This window comes from Alcanivorax sp. DG881, assembly GCF_000155615.1.
Lineage (GTDB): Bacteria > Pseudomonadota > Gammaproteobacteria > Pseudomonadales > Alcanivoracaceae > Alcanivorax.
Genome location: NZ_DS989915.1, coordinates 166,077 through 182,567, shown reverse-complemented (window position 1 = coordinate 182,567; position 16,491 = coordinate 166,077). Strand labels below are relative to the sequence as shown.

General features: G+C 57.6%; 15 protein-coding genes. 8 read left to right on the top strand and 7 right to left on the bottom strand.

What is annotated here, in order from left to right:
• Position 1: 1 nt before the first annotated feature.
• Positions 2–616 carry a hypothetical protein gene (locus ADG881_RS00775; protein ID WP_007148775.1) on the top strand — a complete coding sequence of 205 codons (615 nt, stop codon included), beginning with the start codon at positions 2–4 and terminating at the stop codon, positions 614–616.
• A gap of 171 nt (positions 617–787) precedes the next feature.
• Positions 788–1,969, top strand: a complete 1,182-nt coding sequence (locus ADG881_RS00770; protein WP_007149866.1) for a tol-pal system YbgF family protein — start codon at positions 788–790, stop codon at positions 1,967–1,969.
• Between the two features lie 61 nt (positions 1,970–2,030).
• On the opposite strand, the gene ADG881_RS00765 is transcribed toward ADG881_RS00770, so the two are convergent.
• Positions 2,031–2,297 (bottom strand): acyl-CoA-binding protein, encoded by a 267-nt coding sequence (locus ADG881_RS00765; RefSeq protein ID WP_007149309.1) that lies wholly within the window; start codon positions 2,295–2,297, stop codon positions 2,031–2,033.
• Positions 2,298–2,427: 130 nt separating this feature from the next.
• On the opposite strand from ADG881_RS00765, the gene ADG881_RS00760 reads away from it, so the two are divergent.
• Positions 2,428–3,654 carry a GAF domain-containing protein gene (locus tag ADG881_RS00760; RefSeq protein WP_007150784.1) on the top strand — a complete coding sequence of 409 codons (1,227 nt, stop codon included), beginning with the start codon at positions 2,428–2,430 and terminating at the stop codon, positions 3,652–3,654.
• Between the two features lie 17 nt (positions 3,655–3,671).
• On the opposite strand, the gene ADG881_RS00755 is transcribed toward ADG881_RS00760, so the two are convergent.
• Both ADG881_RS00755 and ADG881_RS00750 read right to left on the bottom strand, forming a co-directional pair.
• Positions 3,672–4,316: a 1-acyl-sn-glycerol-3-phosphate acyltransferase gene (locus ADG881_RS00755; protein ID WP_007151221.1), complete on the bottom strand. Its 645-nt coding sequence runs from the start codon at positions 4,314–4,316 to the stop codon at positions 3,672–3,674.
• On the bottom strand, positions 4,313–5,098 hold the full coding sequence (locus tag ADG881_RS00750; protein ID WP_007150412.1) for an acyl-CoA thioesterase II: 786 nt from the start codon (positions 5,096–5,098) through the stop codon (positions 4,313–4,315). Before ADG881_RS00750 ends, ADG881_RS00755 begins: the two co-directional genes overlap by 4 nt.
• Before the next feature lie 208 nt (positions 5,099–5,306).
• Here ADG881_RS00750 and ADG881_RS00745 point away from each other — a divergent pair, with 208 nt between their 5' ends.
• The 3 genes from ADG881_RS00745 (at position 5,307) to ADG881_RS00735 (ending at position 10,300) form a co-directional block, all read left to right on the top strand.
• Positions 5,307–7,343, top strand: a complete 2,037-nt coding sequence (locus tag ADG881_RS00745; protein ID WP_007149457.1) for an LTA synthase family protein — start codon at positions 5,307–5,309, stop codon at positions 7,341–7,343.
• Positions 7,344–7,414: 71 nt separating this feature from the next.
• Complete coding sequence (locus ADG881_RS00740; protein ID WP_007150090.1) at positions 7,415–8,518, top strand: NAD(P)/FAD-dependent oxidoreductase; 1,104 nt, start codon at positions 7,415–7,417, stop codon at positions 8,516–8,518.
• Positions 8,519–8,716: 198 nt separating this feature from the next.
• Positions 8,717–10,300 carry a hypothetical protein gene (locus ADG881_RS00735; RefSeq protein WP_007149587.1) on the top strand — a complete coding sequence of 528 codons (1,584 nt, stop codon included), beginning with the start codon at positions 8,717–8,719 and terminating at the stop codon, positions 10,298–10,300.
• Here ADG881_RS00735 and ADG881_RS00730 read toward each other — a convergent pair.
• The 3 genes from ADG881_RS00730 to ADG881_RS00720 all read right to left on the bottom strand — a co-directional run bounded on the left by ADG881_RS00730 (position 10,281) and on the right by ADG881_RS00720 (position 12,976).
• Positions 10,281–11,063, bottom strand: a complete 783-nt coding sequence (locus tag ADG881_RS00730; RefSeq protein WP_007150856.1) for an SDR family oxidoreductase — start codon at positions 11,061–11,063, stop codon at positions 10,281–10,283. The two genes, ADG881_RS00735 and ADG881_RS00730, sit on opposite strands and share 20 nt — an antisense overlap.
• A 234-nt stretch (positions 11,064–11,297) precedes the next feature.
• The gene (locus tag ADG881_RS00725) at positions 11,298–12,227 is read right to left on the bottom strand and encodes an electron transfer flavoprotein subunit alpha/FixB family protein (RefSeq protein ID WP_007148550.1); all 930 of its coding nucleotides are present in this window, start codon (positions 12,225–12,227) and stop codon (positions 11,298–11,300) included.
• Positions 12,227–12,976, bottom strand: coding sequence for an electron transfer flavoprotein subunit beta/FixA family protein (locus ADG881_RS00720; protein ID WP_007149354.1), 750 nt, complete (start codon positions 12,974–12,976; stop codon positions 12,227–12,229). Before ADG881_RS00720 ends, ADG881_RS00725 begins: the two co-directional genes overlap by 1 nt.
• A gap of 464 nt (positions 12,977–13,440) precedes the next feature.
• On the opposite strand from ADG881_RS00720, the gene ADG881_RS00715 reads away from it, so the two are divergent.
• Positions 13,441–15,096 carry an electron transfer flavoprotein-ubiquinone oxidoreductase gene (locus ADG881_RS00715; RefSeq protein ID WP_039925869.1) on the top strand — a complete coding sequence of 552 codons (1,656 nt, stop codon included), beginning with the start codon at positions 13,441–13,443 and terminating at the stop codon, positions 15,094–15,096.
• A gap of 101 nt (positions 15,097–15,197) precedes the next feature.
• Here the strand turns inward: ADG881_RS00715 and ADG881_RS00710 are convergent, their stop codons facing one another.
• A complete protein-coding gene (locus tag ADG881_RS00710) occupies positions 15,198–15,401 on the bottom strand; it encodes a hypothetical protein (protein ID WP_007150948.1) in 204 nt (67 codons plus the stop codon).
• A gap of 129 nt (positions 15,402–15,530) precedes the next feature.
• Here ADG881_RS00710 and ADG881_RS00705 point away from each other — a divergent pair, with 129 nt between their 5' ends.
• The gene (locus tag ADG881_RS00705) at positions 15,531–16,415 is read left to right on the top strand and encodes a LysR substrate-binding domain-containing protein (protein WP_007149636.1); all 885 of its coding nucleotides are present in this window, start codon (positions 15,531–15,533) and stop codon (positions 16,413–16,415) included.
• The last annotated feature ends 76 nt before the right edge of the window (positions 16,416–16,491 follow it).

Below are 16,491 nucleotides of genomic sequence, written 5' to 3'. Positions count from 1 at the left end.
AATGGGTGGAGAAATAGCGCAACTCATCACCATGACGCTACCGACCTTTCTGGTCGCCATCGCCGGCTTTGTACTGGCCGGCATTTTCATGCCAAAGGCACGGACCGCCGCCATTCTGGTATTGATCGCCTCGCTGCTCAGCCTGGTCCATATCGCCTATATGTGCCTGCAGCAATTCGTGCTGATAGAAATGCTGTATGACGACAAGATATCTGGCGATCTCTTTGCCCTGATCTCCAGCGGCATCTACAACGGGCTGTACCTGATCATCAGCGCATTGATGCTGGGTGCCGCCTTTAGCGGTCGCCATCAGCCTGTGACAAACGCCCCGCAAAACCCCGCCATCAACACCAACGCGGCGCCGCACCGTGGTGGGCTGGTACTGACACTTGGCCTGTTGGGGGTACTGCTTTTTGCCCCTGTCGGCATTGTCGCCTGGATCCTGGGCAACAAGGATTTAGCTGCCATGCGCCAGGGCAATATGGATAACAGCGGTGAAGGCATGACGCTGGCGGGCAAGGTGCTGGGCATTCTGGCCACAGTGATGTTCATCGTGGGGATCCTGGTGGTCATTGCTGCGGTTGCCATTGTCGCAACCAGCTATCGAGGATTCTGATCTCCATCCCCACATCCCTGCTTCACAACACCCGTGAAGCGGGGAGCATTCCCCCTCCGGCAAGCCCCACCTGACGACTTTGTCTACTCCCGTGTGACCCAGTTCCTTCTCTCATTCGCCAGTTGGCGCACCATTTGGGCCCAATAATGCCAATAAAAAAAGACTGACATAATGATGGGACCGTTCTCACGTGCTGCTCTCGCCAGCCTGACCCTGACATTGCTGCCCCTCGCCAGCATGGCCGACTCGGCTTGCCTGAGCGCAGCCCCCTTCGCTGCCTCATCCTCCTCACTGGCCATCAGCCAGGATGATGAACAGCTTCTGGACCTGCTGGGCCACCAGGCGACCACAACGCAAGCCCGTACACTGCTTGCCTATAACCAGCATGCCAGCAGCATCAACAAACCGATTCTGGGTAATTACGCGCGCCTGCGGCTGGCCGCACTGGCCCTGAAAGACGGCGATACCGCCTTTGCCCGTCAGCAACTCAGCGAAGTGGAGCAAAACAGCCCCGCTGCTGTCGATGCCGCCTTCCTGCTGGCAGAGAGCTATCGGCGCGACGGTGACGAGGAACGGGCCCGAGCCTGGTTTATCCGTATTGCCGCGCGCTTCCCGGGCAACCCCCGGGCAGTATCCGGGCTGGTGCTGGCCGGCGATGACTGGCGCAATCAGGGCGCCGATGCGCTGGCCCTGCCGGTGTACAACCTGGCGCTGACCAAGGCGGCGGAGAACCTCAATGCCCTGGATCAACTCTCCAGCCAGCCGGAGCAGCTCTACCGCACCCTGACCAACACCGTTGCGGGCAACAGCACCACGGTGATGGACCAGCTGGTACTGGCCATGGTTCGTGATAACGACAGCCAGGTACTCACCGCCACCCGCCAGTTAATAGCGGCGCACCATCAACAGAAGTGTCTGGATCGCCGGGAAACCGATCTGCACAACGCCATCCAGCATGCCACCGCCAGAGACCTGACCAACGGCGCCTTTCGCACCGCCGCAAAACGCGAAAAAACCGCCACCGAACAGGAAATTGCAGACCTGCAGCGTATCCTGCAAAACGCCCCGGATGCCGACGAACTAAACGCGCAGCTGGTCGATGCACAGGAACGGCTGGAGCGGCTGAATACCCGACTCAATAAGCTCGGCGGCACCGCGCTGCCCGCGGCACTCCAGCAACGCAAAGACCAGCTGGCACGGGAAAAACAGCAGGTGGAATCAAATCTGACCGACGCACGGCGCCGGGTGCGCGAAGCGCTGCAAGCGCAGCTTCCGGAACTGGAAACGTTCTACCGGAATCTGGCGGGGGAAGCGCAACTGGGCAAGGCCCAGTTGCTGCAGAAAAAATCCTGAAGGGAACGCCTGATGCGGGATGCCTGAACCACGATAGCCATCGTCACAGGCTCCCGCACCCTCACCCCTTGTGGCTTTTCAACAAGGCGTCCACCTTGTCGATGTATTTCTGCTTGGCCTCGTCTGCCCCCAATCCTTTGAGCTTGGCCCAGGCGTCATACTTGGCGCGCCCCACCATATCCAGCATTCCCGGGCGCTTGCCGGTCACATCTCCGGTGCTTCCCTGCTTGAAGTGCGCATAGAGAAACAGCAGATCATCATTGGACGGTTTGCTGTCGAGAGTTTTGACATCTTTCTGGGCTTGTTCAAATCGGGCAGTATCGGTCATGATGTTTCCTGTCGATGTGATCATTGTTGTATAAGGCTCGGGCCTTAATTTCTGCAGGAAATAGTGCGCTGTGATCGCGGATGAATCAACATACCAACACAACCAAAACGAAGAATAACCAGGTTACGCCATGAGCGACGCAGGGCAATCCCAGGCCAGCCAGAGTCTTGACCAGCAGCAGGAAGGCATTCTTCGTAATGCCCTCAATACTTTTCTGGTGCAATTCGACCGTGCCCTGGAACGGCGATACGGCGAGCACGCGCATCAACGCGCGCGGGATCTGATCAATCGCTCCGTTTACCTGCTGATGGGGCTGTACCTGTTGGTTGTGCTACCGGTCATTATGCTGGTCAAAACGCCGGAAATGGCCGCCTGGCGAAGCTACGGCGTTTACCCCATCGCCGTCGCCCTGATTGGGCTGTGGTGCTGCACCCGGCTGAGCTGGCTGCGCCCCCACGCCATTGGTGTCATGTATCTGGCGCTGGGCCTGTCCCTGTCCGGTACCGTTTTAGGGGCGATCCGCTTCGATGGCAGCTTCCCCGGGCAGATTTCCTCGTTTGAAACCATTTATCTGCTCATTATTGGCTTCTCGATTCTGCGTCTGCCGCCCCGGCAGACGTTGATCGCCTGCACCCTGGCCGCCGTGGTGGCCTTCGCAATCAGCCTGCTTATGCGCCTGGAGCTTCCGTTGTTGCTGGTGTCCCTGTCGTTCGGTATCCCGCTGATCATCTGCACCCTGAACGGCTATATCCTGGATATCAGTGCACGGCGAAATTTTGCCAACAACCTGTTGCTGGCCCATGAATCCGAGCAACTGAAGCACTGGCGGGAGCAGGCAGAAAAAGATACCCGTCGGCAGCAACAGCTCAATACGTTCATGGAGCAAATCGCCGGCAACCTGACCCCCACACAGCTACTGGAACGGGTGCTGGGTTATCTGGTTCAGCAAGTGAATGCGCAGGTAGGCGCGGCCTACACGCTGGAAGAGGACACCCTGGTGCGCCAGGCCGGCTGGGCACTGAACGACTCAGCTCAACGCCGCGACACCCTGCCCGCGGACGAAGGTCTGCTCGGCGCCGCGCTAAACCAGCGGCTGCTGATGCAGCAACATCACGTACCACAGGACTATCTGGATCTGGAAACGGGCCAGGGGAAACGACCACCGGGTGCCGTGCTGCTATGGCCCCTGATACAGGGAGACCACCCCCTGGGCATCATTGAGATCGCCAATACCCAGGCTTTTGATCAGGAACAACAGACGCTGATCAACGAGCTGCATCGCCCTCTCGCCTTTGCGCTGCAATCCGCGCAACGGCGCCAGCAATTCCTGGATCAGGCCGCCGGCACCCGCGCCTAACCGGCTTTGCAGCTGCGTCAGTCAATACCTCGTGCGGCCTTGGCCGCTTTCAGCGGGGCGGACAGCAGCGCCGGCTTACGCGGCACAATATCCGCCAGCGATGCCACCATCCGGGCCATGTCCGCATCCATATCCCCGGTAGGCAGGAAACAATCGACAATGCGCACCTGACGGCGCCGATAGCAAAAGCCCAACACCACAATCGGCACCGCCATCTGCTCGGCAATACGGTAAAACCCGGTTTTCCACCGCTTGGCGCCAGTACGGGTGCCCTCCGGGGCGAGCCCCAGCCAGAACGGCGTCTCGCGCATTACCGCCGTGGTCTGATCCACCACATCCCGAGCGCTGTCACGGTTCACCGGGATGCCTCCCAGCCAGTACATGAGCCGGCCCAGACGCCCTTCAAACAAGGTGTGTTTGCCCATGAAGCGCACCTGCACCCGTAGCGACTGGATGGCACTGATGCCGATCAGCCCGTCAATGTTCGAGGTGTGCGGTGCGACCGCCAGAACCACACGGGGCGCATTGGGCAAGCGGCCAACAATGCGCCAGCCCATGGCCCCCAGTATCAATTTACCCAACCCCGCCAGCAGCCAGTGGCCGCGACGGGGCACCTGATCCCCCAGTGTTCGCGCTGTCAGCGGTGCCAGTTCCGATTTCATGCAAATACCGTAAAAGTCTGTCGACTCAGTGCCACGGCCTTCCCGGCCGCGTCCCAGATCACCGCCTGGCTTTGGCCATAGCCGTCACTGCACTGGTCCGTGTTTACCCGATATTGCCACAAAGTATCCGCCGGTCGAGACTCTGGATCATCCAGCAATTCCATGGTCCAGGTCAGAGAGCTGGCCGGAGCCGGACCTTTAAGCAGTGGCAGCACCGAAGGCGGCCAGGTATCTACCAGAGCAATCAGCGCCGCTGTACTCATGGTTTCCGGGGGTACGGCAAAGCCCATGTACCCCCCGAAATCCGGCGCTGCGCTGGCGCTGAACGGTGGCATGCCCTCCGCATAGCGGATATCAAAATGGGACAGGAAATCCGGCGTCAGCCCCTTGATAAACGGTAGCGCGATGCTTTGTTCCGCCCCTTTCAAACCTGGCGCAGACGGCCCTTCCACCACCACTTTGGACTCCCGGCCCACACCGAAGCTGGCCAGCATAACCGCGACCACCTGCTCCCCCTGGCGAGCGGACACCATCGCCTGCATCACCGATTTCCCTTCCCGTAACACCGTCGCTTCCAATGCAACCTCACCGGGCGATGCCGGCGCCACAAAAGACAGAGAGAAACTGCGCAAGAATCGCCCAGTCGCCACTGTCTTTTGCAGATGGTCAAACAACACTGCACCGACCAGCCCGCCAAACAGCGCCCGGCCCTGCCCCCAGCCTTCAGGGAAGGAGGCACTGCCCTTGCCATCCACCGTGGCCAAAATTTCATCGAATGTCATGATCTCTCACTTTTTGCATGCCTGAAAATAGCGGCCCTTTATGTACCATCCCCGCCAGATCGGTAAAAGTCATTATCCCGAAACGGCGCCATAACCAACAAGAGTGCGCATAAAACAAGCGGAAAAAGTGTTTTCCCCATGCGCTTGGCGCCCCTTGCCGGTAGCATAGGCGCCTCTTTTTCAGTTTCGCCAGTACGGAGATAAACGCATGACCTGGTTGAAATCCCGACGCCTTCAGTACCTGTTGGCCATCACTGCTCTCTTTTTCTCGCTGATGGTTGTACTGCGCGCCGTGTTTTATTTCGGCTTTTCCCCTTTGTCCGGTGACAGTGACATCGCCACCGACACCATTCTCACTGCCTGGGGCATTGGCCTTCGCTTTGACTTGCGCCTGGCCCTGCTGCTGATGCTCCCGCTGGCGGCCCTGGCCTACCTGCCCTGGCTGAACCTGCTACGCAGCAGCATTGCCCGCTTTGTGGGTCATGCCTATCTGCTGCTGGCCCTGTTGCTGGTGGTGCTCACCTATATTCTCGATTTTGGCCACTATGCCTACCTGGGCGACCGGCTCAATGTCACCGCGTTGCGTTTCCTGGAAGACACCGCTATTTCCACCCAGATGGTCTGGGAAAGCTACCCCGTTATCTGGATTACCCTGGGCTGGCTGCTCACCACCGCGCTCACCTTCTGGGCCGCCCTGTGGATTGAGAAAACCTTGCTCGGCCGTCCGCAAACCCGCATTGCCAAAAGCCAGGCCACATTCGGCTTTTTCGTCTGTTTCGCACTGTTCTTCTTTGCGATCCTGGGTCGGGTCAGCGACATCAATATTCTTAACCCGATCCCGCTGCGCTGGAGCGAAGCCTTCGCCACCGGTAACAAGGCGGTAGGATCGCTGGGGCTAAACCCGGTGCTGTACTTCTACGACACCACCCTCATCCCTGCCTCCCCCTACGACAAGGACGCGGTGAAAGAGTATTACCCCGTCATGGCGGATTATCTGGGCATTCCGGCAGAGCAGCGCCAGGAGCTCAACTTCGACCGTGTTGTGGATGTGCAGCCCCACAAACTGAATTACGACCAACCGCCGAACGTGGTATTCGTGATGCTGGAGTCCCTCGGCGCCAGCCGTGTCGGCGCCTACGGCACCCCGTTCAACCCCACCCCGCATCTGGACCAGATTGCCGACGACGGCTGGCTCTTCAAACACTTCTACGTACCGGTTACCGGCACCGCCAAAACCATCTGGGCCACCTTCACAGGCATTCCTGATGTGGCGCCTACGGAAAGCGCCAGCCGTAACCCTCTCACCAGCCATCAACGCATGGTGCTGAATGAATTCAAGGGCTACCGCAAATTCTACTTTGTCGGCGGCAACGCCGGCTGGGCAAACATCGACGGGCTGATTAAGCAGAGCATTGACGGGATTGAGCTGTACGAGGAAGGGGACTGGAAAGCGCCCAACGTAGACGTATGGGGCATTTCCGACCTGGAGCTATTTCGCGAGTCCAACCAGATTCTCGACGACCTGCCCAACGATCAACCTTTCTTTGCCTTTATCCAGACCGCCGGCAATCACCGCCCCTTCACTATCCCCGAAAAGAACGGGGATTTCGAAGTGCGCGATATGCCGGAAGAAGAGCTGAGAGAGCACGGATTCCGCAACCCCGCCCAATACAACGCCGTGCGTCTGCTGGATTACAACGTGGGCGAATACATGAAAATGGCACGCGCCAGTGACTATTTCGACAACACGATTTTTGTGTTCTTCGGCGACCACAACAATCGCATTACCACCATCCCCCACATGCCACCGGCCATGGAAAAACTGGGGCTGGAGAGCAATCACGTGCCACACATGATTTATGCACCGGCTTACCTGAAACCCCGCGTTATTGAACAATCAATGGGGCTAACCGATGTGATGCCCACCATCGCCGGCATGCTGGGCCTGACCTACCGCAACACAACCCTGGGCCGGGACATTCAGAGCCCGGCGCCAGAAGGCGACCGCGCCAGTTTTGTGGTCATGCAGGAAGGGCCGCGTCCGGTGTATGGCGCCCTGACCAAGGATTACTTCGTGCGCATGAATCACGATGGCAGCAATGCCACCCTCCACGACCTGCACAGCGACGACCCGGAAACCGACCACGCCGAGCAGCACCCGGACGTGTTTGAAAAACTCTATGACCTGGCCCGCGGGCAATACGAAACCGCGCGCTACATGTTCTACGACAACGTGGACAAGTAACCTCCAGCCTCTTGTGGGCTACCGGTAACGCCCTCAGACTGAGGGCGTTATCATTTATGGGCTGACCACAAGTGCAACCACGGGAAACCATCGATACCGTCATTATCGGTGCCGGCATGATCGGCCTGGCTATCGCTCGTGAACTTGCCCCTTCAAGGTCAGTGGTTCTACTCGAGCAAGAAAGCCACTTTGGCGAGCACCTCTCCTCCCGCAACAGCGAAGTCATCCACGCCGGCCTCTATTACCCGCCAGATTCCCTGAAAGCCCGCCTGTGCCTGCGCGGCAACACCCTGCTGTACCGGTATTGCCAGGAACAAACCATCCCCTACCGACGGTGCGGCAAGCTGATCGTAGCCAATGCAGGACAGCAGGACTCACTGGAGCAACTACATCACAACGCTTTGAACAGCGGTGCCGAAGGATTACACCGCTGCACTCAGCAGTGGCTGCAGCGGCAAGAACCCTGGCTGCATGCCAGCGAGGCCCTACTCAGCGAAAACAGTGGCATCCTCGACAGCCATGCGTTGATGGGGCGCCTTGCCGAGCAGGCACAGGAACATCATGCCCTGCTGTGCTATCGCCACCGGGTGCGCCGGATCAACTGTGAACCCGGACATTTCCTGCTCCAGGTGGACAGCGACGACAGCCCTTTCGAATTACAGTGCCGACAACTGATCAATACCGCCGGCCTGGATGCCGTTCCCCTACTGAAACGCTGCAGCGGCTTTCCCGCAAAAAAGATTCCCGAACAACGGCTGGCCCGGGGCAATTATTTTTCCCTCAGTGGACACAGCCCCACCCGAAGGCTGATCTATCCGCCACCGGAAGCAGACGGATTGGGCATCCACCTCACCGTGGACCTGGCCGGCCAGGCCCGCTTCGGCCCGGATGTGGAATGGATCGAACACAGGGATTACCAGGTCAACAGCGCCCGGCTGCCGCACTTCGAAGAAGCGATACGACGCTACTGGCCAGACCTGAACACAGACAGACTCTCCCCTGCCTACACCGGCATCCGCCCCAAGCTGTTTATAAAAGGAGAGCCCTATCGGGATTTTCTGCTGCAGGGAGAAAAGGAGCACGGCATCAAAGGCATGATCAACCTGCTGGGGATTGAATCACCGGGGCTGACTGCGGCACTGGCCATTGCAGAAGACATTGCCAAGCACAGCTAGCTCTTACCTAGGGTGCCACTGAGCCCAAGCGAACGGCACCATTCAAACACCAACCGATTGCCGGGAAAACAGCCCCCCTGTAGAACCTGATTGAGATAAGCCGATTCCTGCTATTCACCAATGAAAAAGGTAGAATAACTCCCGGCATCAGCATCAATAAAAATAGCCGTTACAAGGTAAAGAACCAGGGAAGGGAAAATGATTAAAACACGCTATTGCACGGCCTTGCTGCTGTGTTCGCTTGGGTTAACTGCCTGTTATTGGGAAAGCGACCAGATAGATCAAGGTAACACTACGCAGCCTCGCGCCTCGCTGGCTCCCGAAACCATCATCCACTATTCTGAAACCGGCGAGCCTGAAGCCCTGGAGCAGTTTACCTACCAGAGCGTCAGTGAGTTCGATTCCGTACTCTATACCGGCCCTGGCGCAGACGAGATCTGGGGTACCCCGGATGACCTGGCAGACGGCCATACCCTGTGTCGCTACCAGGATGAAGGGTTTATGGCACCCACCCCCTTCCCGCTTTTTGTACTTTCGCTCAAAGAGTCCATATTCTTCGGCCAGATATTCGAGGAAGTGCTAGGTATCAACTCTCCAGCTACCGGGTTACAGCGCTGCCCCAGCAGGCTGCTTAGTAACCTGGTAGAAGAAAAAAACAGCTGCGAATCGGAGCGATGTGAAGCGCTGCTCGGCCCAGTCGGTAACCTGCAAATATCCAACGACATGCAACCCGGCCGGGTGTTGCAGCAGCAAATGACCCTGAGCCCAATGAATAATGGGCAGGCGGGCTCCCTGTACCTTTATTTCACTCAATTGATGGAAGTGCATTACGATGCCAGTGGCATCCCCACCCGTATTACCGAGCAATCTGTCGCCCCGCTACCTCCAATTGGAGAAGGCCTCGATTTTTCCCTGCCAGAATTTGCCGCCGAGAACTGTCCGGAGTCCCCGTCTTTCATTCTTGAACTGACTCTGACAGGGCCTGCATGCTGGGGCCTAAAACGTGAAAGCGAGCTATCTCTCAACAGCTTCCAGGCAGACGTTAATAGCCAACGCTATTACGGCCTCTACCCCCACGATATAGAGAACAGCAATCGCTATTACGATGAAACTGCGCAACGTGTTTATGATCTGGGAGCCGGCGACTTCCCGCCCTCACAGGACGACACCTTTCTGAAGGTAACAGACTTTTCCAACACTCAGGAAGTTAGCCGCTACACCTTGGAAAAAGGCCCGGACCAGGTCTGGTTCACTGACGATGATGAGCAACAAGTCACCTACCGAGCCAGCCTGAATTCAAGTGGGCAACCACTCATGATTGAAACGCCCTACTATGAATATCACTTTCGCTATACGCCCACAGGACAACCCGATCAGATAGACCATTTCATAGACGGTGAGCTTGATAAGCAACGGCAATACCACTATGAAAATGATGGAACCATCACTATCGACGAGAAGCGTCACTCCGATACGCTCGACCAGCTTGTCCTGAGACACAAGACCGTTCTGGCTCCTCAACCCCACATGGTTGATTTTATTGGCGACTTCCCCGTTATACCGAAGACTCCAGTTGCCCCAAACCTGCAGGTGGCGTTGTACGGGGAGCTACTTGATGGCTACTTCCCAAGCCTGTCATTGCTGTCCCAAACTCAGGGAAATAGCGCTATGGACATTACGCTGGATACGTCGTCCCTGCTCATCTCAGACCTTAACCTGTCGGGCGTCACGATCAGCGGCATCACCTTAGACAGTTTCCCGGTCAGCGGTGGCGCCCCATAACCGCTCCGGCCAAACGAACCACCGTGCTCATTGGCAACAATCTCACCACTGCAGCCAGCGCCTTGTAGTGCCAGCCCGGTACTACAACCGGCTTACCCCGGACAAGGCCACGCAGCCCCGCTGCCGCCACCGAATCCGCCGGCATCATGGCCTTTTCCAGGTTCGGGTCCAGGCTGTCACGGGCCTTGCCGGAAAATTCCGTGCGAGTGCCGCCGGGAGCGAGGGTGGTCACGGTGATACCAGCAGACTTCCACTCCTCGTGCAGGGCTCTACCCAAGGTCAGCACAAAGGATTTACTGGCCGCGTAAGTCGCCATACCGGGAATGGGGAACCAGGCAGACACTGACGCGACATTCAGTATCCAGCCCTCTCCGCGCTCGGCCATGGGCACGGCAAAAAGCTGCGTGAGTGCCAGCAGACTGCGGACGTTCACGTCCACCATACCCATCTGCTCGACCATTGGAATGTTCAGCATCGGTTGCTGAAAGCCGAAACCCGCATTGTTAATCAGAACATGGACGTTCCGCTGCAGATTTAGAACCTGATCGAACACCGCCTGAGGGCTGTGTGAATCAGCAAGGTCCGCCGTAATCACATCCACCTGCACCGACTGTAACTCCCTGGCCAGCGCATCCAGCCTGTCCGTGCGACGCGCCACCAGAATCAGATTGCAGCCCACAGCAGCCAGCTGCCTCGCCATCTGTTCACCGATGCCACTGGAGGCGCCGGTAATTAACGCGGTTTTTCCGTTGAAGGTTTGCATGGGGTATCTCGGAGGGACCATGAGTTGAAAGTTCAAAGTGTAAAGTTAAAACGCGGACAAGGGCCGAGAATCCTGCCGGGCCGGCACCGCGATTATCGGTAATGGCGCGGGCATGCCCATTCAAAATCAGAGCAACTTCCTCGCGCTTTTAAACTTTAAACTTTGAACTTTCAACCAAAAACAAAAAACCCGGCACAAGGCCGGGTTTTTCTGGTGCTTAACTGCGAGCTGTTTTTACAGCTTGCCGTCCAGCTCCGGTACAGCTTCGAACAGGTCAGCCACCAGGCCGTAGTCCGCCACCTGGAAGATGGGGGCTTCTTCGTCCTTGTTGATAGCAACGATGACCTTGGAGTCTTTCATGCCGGCCAGATGCTGAATGGCACCGGAGATGCCCACAGCAACGTACAGGTTCGGCGCAACGATTTTACCGGTCTGACCGACCTGCATGTCGTTGGGTACGAAGCCTGCGTCAACGGCAGCACGGGATGCACCCACGCCAGCGCCCAGCTTGTCAGCCAGCTTGTACAGGATTTCGAAGTTGTCACCGTTACCCATGCCACGACCACCGGAGATCACGATCTCGGCAGAAGTCAGCTCAGGACGGTCAGACTTGGCCAGCTCTTCGCCCACGAAGGAGGAAATGCCCGCGTCTTTTGCAACGTCGATGTTTTCAACAGAAGCAGAACCGCCTTCTGCTGCAACGCCGTCGAAAGAAGTACCACGCACGGTGATCACTTTCTTGGCATCGCCACACTTAACGGTAGCAATAGCGTTACCGGCGTAGATCGGACGCTTGAAGGTGTCCGCATCAATTACGTCGGAGATCTCGGAGATCTGGGCCACGTCCAGCAGAGCCGCCGCGCGGGGCGCGAAGTTCTTGCCGGTGGTGGTGGCAGCCGCCAAGATGTGGCTGTAATCCGCACCCACTTCAGCAACCAGGTCACCAATGTTTTCAGCCAGCTGATGCTCGTAGGCATCATTGTCTGCGCACAGTACCTTGGAAACGCCATCAACCTTGGCCGCTTCTTCAGCAACAGCACCACAGCCTTTACCGGCTACCAGTACAGTGATGTCGCCGCCGATTTCTTTGGCAGCAGCAACCACACTCAGGGTAACTTTGTTGAGCGCGGCGTTATCGTGTTCGGCGTAAACTAATACACTCATCAGATCACCTTCGCTTCGTTCTTCAGTTTCTCGACCAGCTCGTCAACGGAGCCAACGATAATGCCAGCCTGACGCTCGGCCGGTGCTTCCACTTTCTCGGTGGTTACACGCGGAGTCAGGTCAACGCCCAGATCAGCTGCGGTCTTGGTGTCCAGCGGCTTTTTCTTGGCTTTCATGATGTTCGGCAGAGACGCGTAACGCGGCTCGTTGAGGCGCAGGTCAGTGGTAACCACTGCCGGCAGGCTCAGCTCAACAGTCTGCAGGCCACCGTCGATTTCACGGGTCACCTTCACTTTACCGTCAGCCACATTCACTTCAGAAGCGAAGGTACCCTGCGGCATGCCAGCCAGCGCAGCCAGCATCTGGCCAGTCTGGTTGTTGTCGCCATCGATAGCCTGCTTGCCCAGAATAACCAGCTCAGGCTTCTCTTCATCAACAATGGCTTTCAGCGCTTTGGCGATGCCCAGCGGCTGAACGTCTTCGTCGGTTTCGACCAGGATGGAGCGGTCAGCGCCCAGAGCCATGGCAGTACGCAGCTGTTCCTGAGCGGTCTTAGGACCGATGGAAACGGCAACGATTTCGGTAACTACACCCTTTTCTTTCAGACGCACCGCTTCTTCTACAGCGATTTCACAAAAGGGATTCATGGCCATTTTAACATTGGCGAGATCAACACCAGTGTTGTCAGCCTTCACGCGAACCTTGACGTTGTAATCAACGACTCGCTTGATGGGTACAAGAACCTTCATAGGATCCTCGGAATGTTCCATTGGGTGACTTGTAGAAGGAGGCGACATGACGCCGTTGCCGGGTCCACCCCCGCGAAAGAGCCGCTATCTTGAACGCTCGCCCACAACAGGTCAATAGGCCGAAAATCTGTAAGCAGATGATTTTGCTGCAAATAGACCACACAAAGTGTCCACTTTTTGTGACCTGTCGGTCGGCGATTTTCTTGTAAATCAACCATCTAGCAAGAGATAATCCAAACACTTGTTTGAAAGTGCCCTGCGCCGGTTCAAATGTTGACACAAGTTCGCGTCCGCAGGGTCAACCCCAGTAGTGGTGTGGTTTCTTCTATCTCTATATACTCCGCGCCACCCCAAGGCTGGTCTCGGTTGGCCACTGAGAAAGGTTTTCTGTTACCACTAATGTCAGAACATCTTTCTCAGTGGCTCCCGGGCCAAACACGCAATCGATAGCGAGGAGACAGGCTGTGGAACGCGAATCTATGGAAGTCGATGTAGTCATCGTCGGCGCCGGTCCTTCCGGTCTGGCAACTGCCTGCCGTCTGGGTCAGATCGCCCAGGAAACCGGTCAGGAAATCAGTGTTGTTGTGGTAGAAAAAGGCTCCGAAGTGGGCGCCCATATCCTTTCCGGTGCGGTGCTTGAGCCGCGCGCCCTGAATGAACTGTTCCCCAACTGGCAGGAACTGGGCGCCCCGGTGAACACCAAGGTGACCGGCGACGATATCTTCTTCCTCACCGGCCCGGAAAAGGCACAGAAAGTGCCCAACATGTTCGTCCCCAAAACCATGCACAACGAAGGGAACTACATTATTTCCCTGGGTAACCTGTGCCGCTGGCTGGGCGAGCAGGCCGAAGGCCTGGGCATCGAAGTCTTCCCCGGCTTCGCCGCTACCGAAGTGCTGTACAACGAAGACGGGTCTGTTAAAGGCATCGCCACCGGCGATTCCGGCATCGGCCATGACGGCGAGCACAAGCCCAGCTACACCCCGGGCATGGAACTGCACGCCAAGTACACCATCTTTTCCGAAGGCTGCCGTGGCCATCTGGGCAAGCAGCTGCAGGAAAAATACAACCTGCGCGAAGGCACCGACCCCCAGCACTACGGTATCGGTATCAAGGAACTGTGGGACATCGATCCCGCCAAGCACCAGGAAGGCCTAGTCGTTCACACCGCAGGCTGGCCGCTGACTGAATCCGGCTCTCCGGGTGGTGCTTTCCTGTACCACATTGAAAACAACCAGGTTGCCCTGGGTCTGATCACCGACCTGGCCTACTCCAACCCGCACGTTTCTCCATTCGATGAGATGCAGCGCTGGAAGACCAACCCGGAAATCAAGAAGCATCTGGAAGGCGGCAAGCGTGTCTCTTACGGCGCCCGTGCCATCGTCAAGGGCGGCCTGCAGTCCCTGCCCAAGATGACCATTCCCGGTGGCCTGCTGGTTGGCGACAACGCCGGCACGCTGAACTTCGCCAAGATCAAAGGCACCCACACGGCCATGAAGTCCGGCATGATCGCTGCCGAAGTACTGGCTGAAGCACTGAAAGCCGGCCGCGGCAGCGACGAGCTGACCGAATACAAGGATGCCTTTGAGAAGAGCTGGGTGTACGAAGAGCTGCACGCGCAGCGCAACTTCGGCCCGGCCCAGCACAAGTTCGGCAACCTGATCGGTTCCGCTTTTGCCTTTGTCGACCTGAACCTGTTCAACGGCAAGCTGCCCTTCACCATGCGCGATACCACCCCGGATCACGCTACCCTGAAGCCGGCTGACCAGAGCAAGAAAATTGACTACCCGAAACCGGACGGCAAGATCACCTTCGCCAAGCTGGACAGCGTGTTCCTGTCCAACACCAACCACGAAGAAGATCAGCCCTGTCACCTGACGCTGAAAGATCCGAGCGTGCCGCTTGAGGTTAACCTGCCCAAGTGGGACGAGCCGGCCCAGCGTTACTGCCCGGCGGGCGTGTACGAAGTGGTGGAAGACGAAAACACCGGCGAAAATCGTTTCCAGATCAACGCCCAGAACTGTGTCCACTGCAAAACCTGTGACATCAAGGACCCGACCCAGAACATCAACTGGGTGGCTCCGGAAGGCACCGGCGGCCCGAATTACCCGAACATGTAATTCCCGTCACGGCTTCCGTGTCACAAACAAAAAAGGCGCCTTTTCAGGCGCCTTTTTTGTTATGGCCGGACTGTCAAACCCTGACAGCCCGGCAAAAAGGGTCAGGCCAGAGGTCTCTGCAGACGCTGGATAACCCGGGCACGCTGCTGCGCACGGTTCTTGCGCAGGCGGTACCAGGCCAGACGAATGCGATAATCAAGGGCATCCATCATCGCCAGCGGAGGCATGGCCGGCATGTGCAGGTCCGGTTTGCGGGACTGAATCCGTACCGGGGCTTCAAGTGGCTGGGTTTCGTTGTGCTTCATGGTCTCCTCCCTGTCTGATGACAATATGGAGTGGCTGGGCTGTGATTGGCCTCCATAATGCAATTAGGTTTATCATCAGTAAATCGAAAAGAACTGCACCTATCGTTCAATTTTTCTGAAAGGTTAACCATGCCACCCAACACCCCTCTCCAGCCCCTGCTGGATACGGAAATCCTGCGCAGTTTCGTGGCCATTGCTGAAACCGAGAGCTTCACCCAGGCCGCCAACGAAGTGTTCCGCACCCCCTCTGCGTTGAGCATGCAAATCAAGCGCCTGGAGGAACAGGTTGGCCAACGGCTATTTCTCCGCGAAGCCCGGCGAGTCAGCCTGACCGCCGAAGGGGAAGCCATGCTCGGTTACGCCCGGCGGCTACTGAAACTGAACCAGGAGGCGATCAGCCACTTCACCGCCCCGGAGCTGGAAGGCACCGTACGGCTGGGCACCCCGGATGATATCGGCACCCGCATTCTGCCCCAGGTGCTGACCCAGTTTTCCCGTTCCCACCCTGCGGTGCAGGTGAATGTGATTGTCGGTCGCAGCGCCGACATGTTGCAGCAACTGGATGCCGGCAAACTGGACCTGATTATGGTAACCACGGGCAAACAGGCGCGGCCGGCACGGGGGGAAGTGGTGCATAGCGAGCCGCTGGTATGGGCAGGCGCCCAGAGTGGTATCGCGGTCACCCAGAATCCTCTACCCCTGGCCTTGGCCAGCCAGGGCTGCCCCTGGCGCAAAATGGCGCTGGAAGCGCTGGACCACAGCCAGCATCGCTACCGGGTCGCCTATACCAGCGAACATTGTGCCGGCCAGGAAGCTGCCATGCAGGCAGATCTGGCCATTGGCCCCTTCCCCCTCAGCCTGATCCAGCCACCCTTGCAGCAACTGGGTGACGAATACGCCCTCCCCGAACTGGGCGATTATCAGATCGCCATGCTTTACCGCGGGGAAGAAGGGTCAGCCACCCACGTACTCGCCGGTCATGTACGGGCGGTCTTCCGGGCACTGCGGTTATAGTGGGCCACAACGCATGCCGAGAAACGATACAAATAATTAATTTTGTCTCATTGTTTAATGAATACATCCTCGTTAG

Bases quoted from the DNA above. Each gene is read 5' to 3' on its own strand.
- ADG881_RS00775 (WP_007148775.1), top strand. From the start codon at position 2: ATGGGTGGAGAAATAGCGCAACTCATCACCATGACGCTACCGACCTTT.
- ADG881_RS00770 (WP_007149866.1), top strand. From the start codon at position 788: ATGATGGGACCGTTCTCACGTGCTGCTCTCGCCAGCCTGACCCTGACA.
- ADG881_RS00765 (WP_007149309.1), bottom strand. From the start codon at position 2,297: ATGACCGATACTGCCCGATTTGAACAAGCCCAGAAAGATGTCAAAACT.
- ADG881_RS00760 (WP_007150784.1), top strand. From the start codon at position 2,428: ATGAGCGACGCAGGGCAATCCCAGGCCAGCCAGAGTCTTGACCAGCAG.
- ADG881_RS00755 (WP_007151221.1), bottom strand. From the start codon at position 4,316: ATGAAATCGGAACTGGCACCGCTGACAGCGCGAACACTGGGGGATCAG.
- ADG881_RS00750 (WP_007150412.1), bottom strand. From the start codon at position 5,098: ATGACATTCGATGAAATTTTGGCCACGGTGGATGGCAAGGGCAGTGCC.
- ADG881_RS00745 (WP_007149457.1), top strand. From the start codon at position 5,307: ATGACCTGGTTGAAATCCCGACGCCTTCAGTACCTGTTGGCCATCACT.
- ADG881_RS00735 (WP_007149587.1), top strand. From the start codon at position 8,717: ATGATTAAAACACGCTATTGCACGGCCTTGCTGCTGTGTTCGCTTGGG.
- ADG881_RS00730 (WP_007150856.1), bottom strand. From the start codon at position 11,063: ATGCAAACCTTCAACGGAAAAACCGCGTTAATTACCGGCGCCTCCAGT.
- ADG881_RS00725 (WP_007148550.1), bottom strand. From the start codon at position 12,227: ATGAGTGTATTAGTTTACGCCGAACACGATAACGCCGCGCTCAACAAA.
- ADG881_RS00720 (WP_007149354.1), bottom strand. From the start codon at position 12,976: ATGAAGGTTCTTGTACCCATCAAGCGAGTCGTTGATTACAACGTCAAG.
- ADG881_RS00710 (WP_007150948.1), bottom strand. From the start codon at position 15,401: ATGAAGCACAACGAAACCCAGCCACTTGAAGCCCCGGTACGGATTCAG.
- ADG881_RS00705 (WP_007149636.1), top strand. From the start codon at position 15,531: ATGCCACCCAACACCCCTCTCCAGCCCCTGCTGGATACGGAAATCCTG.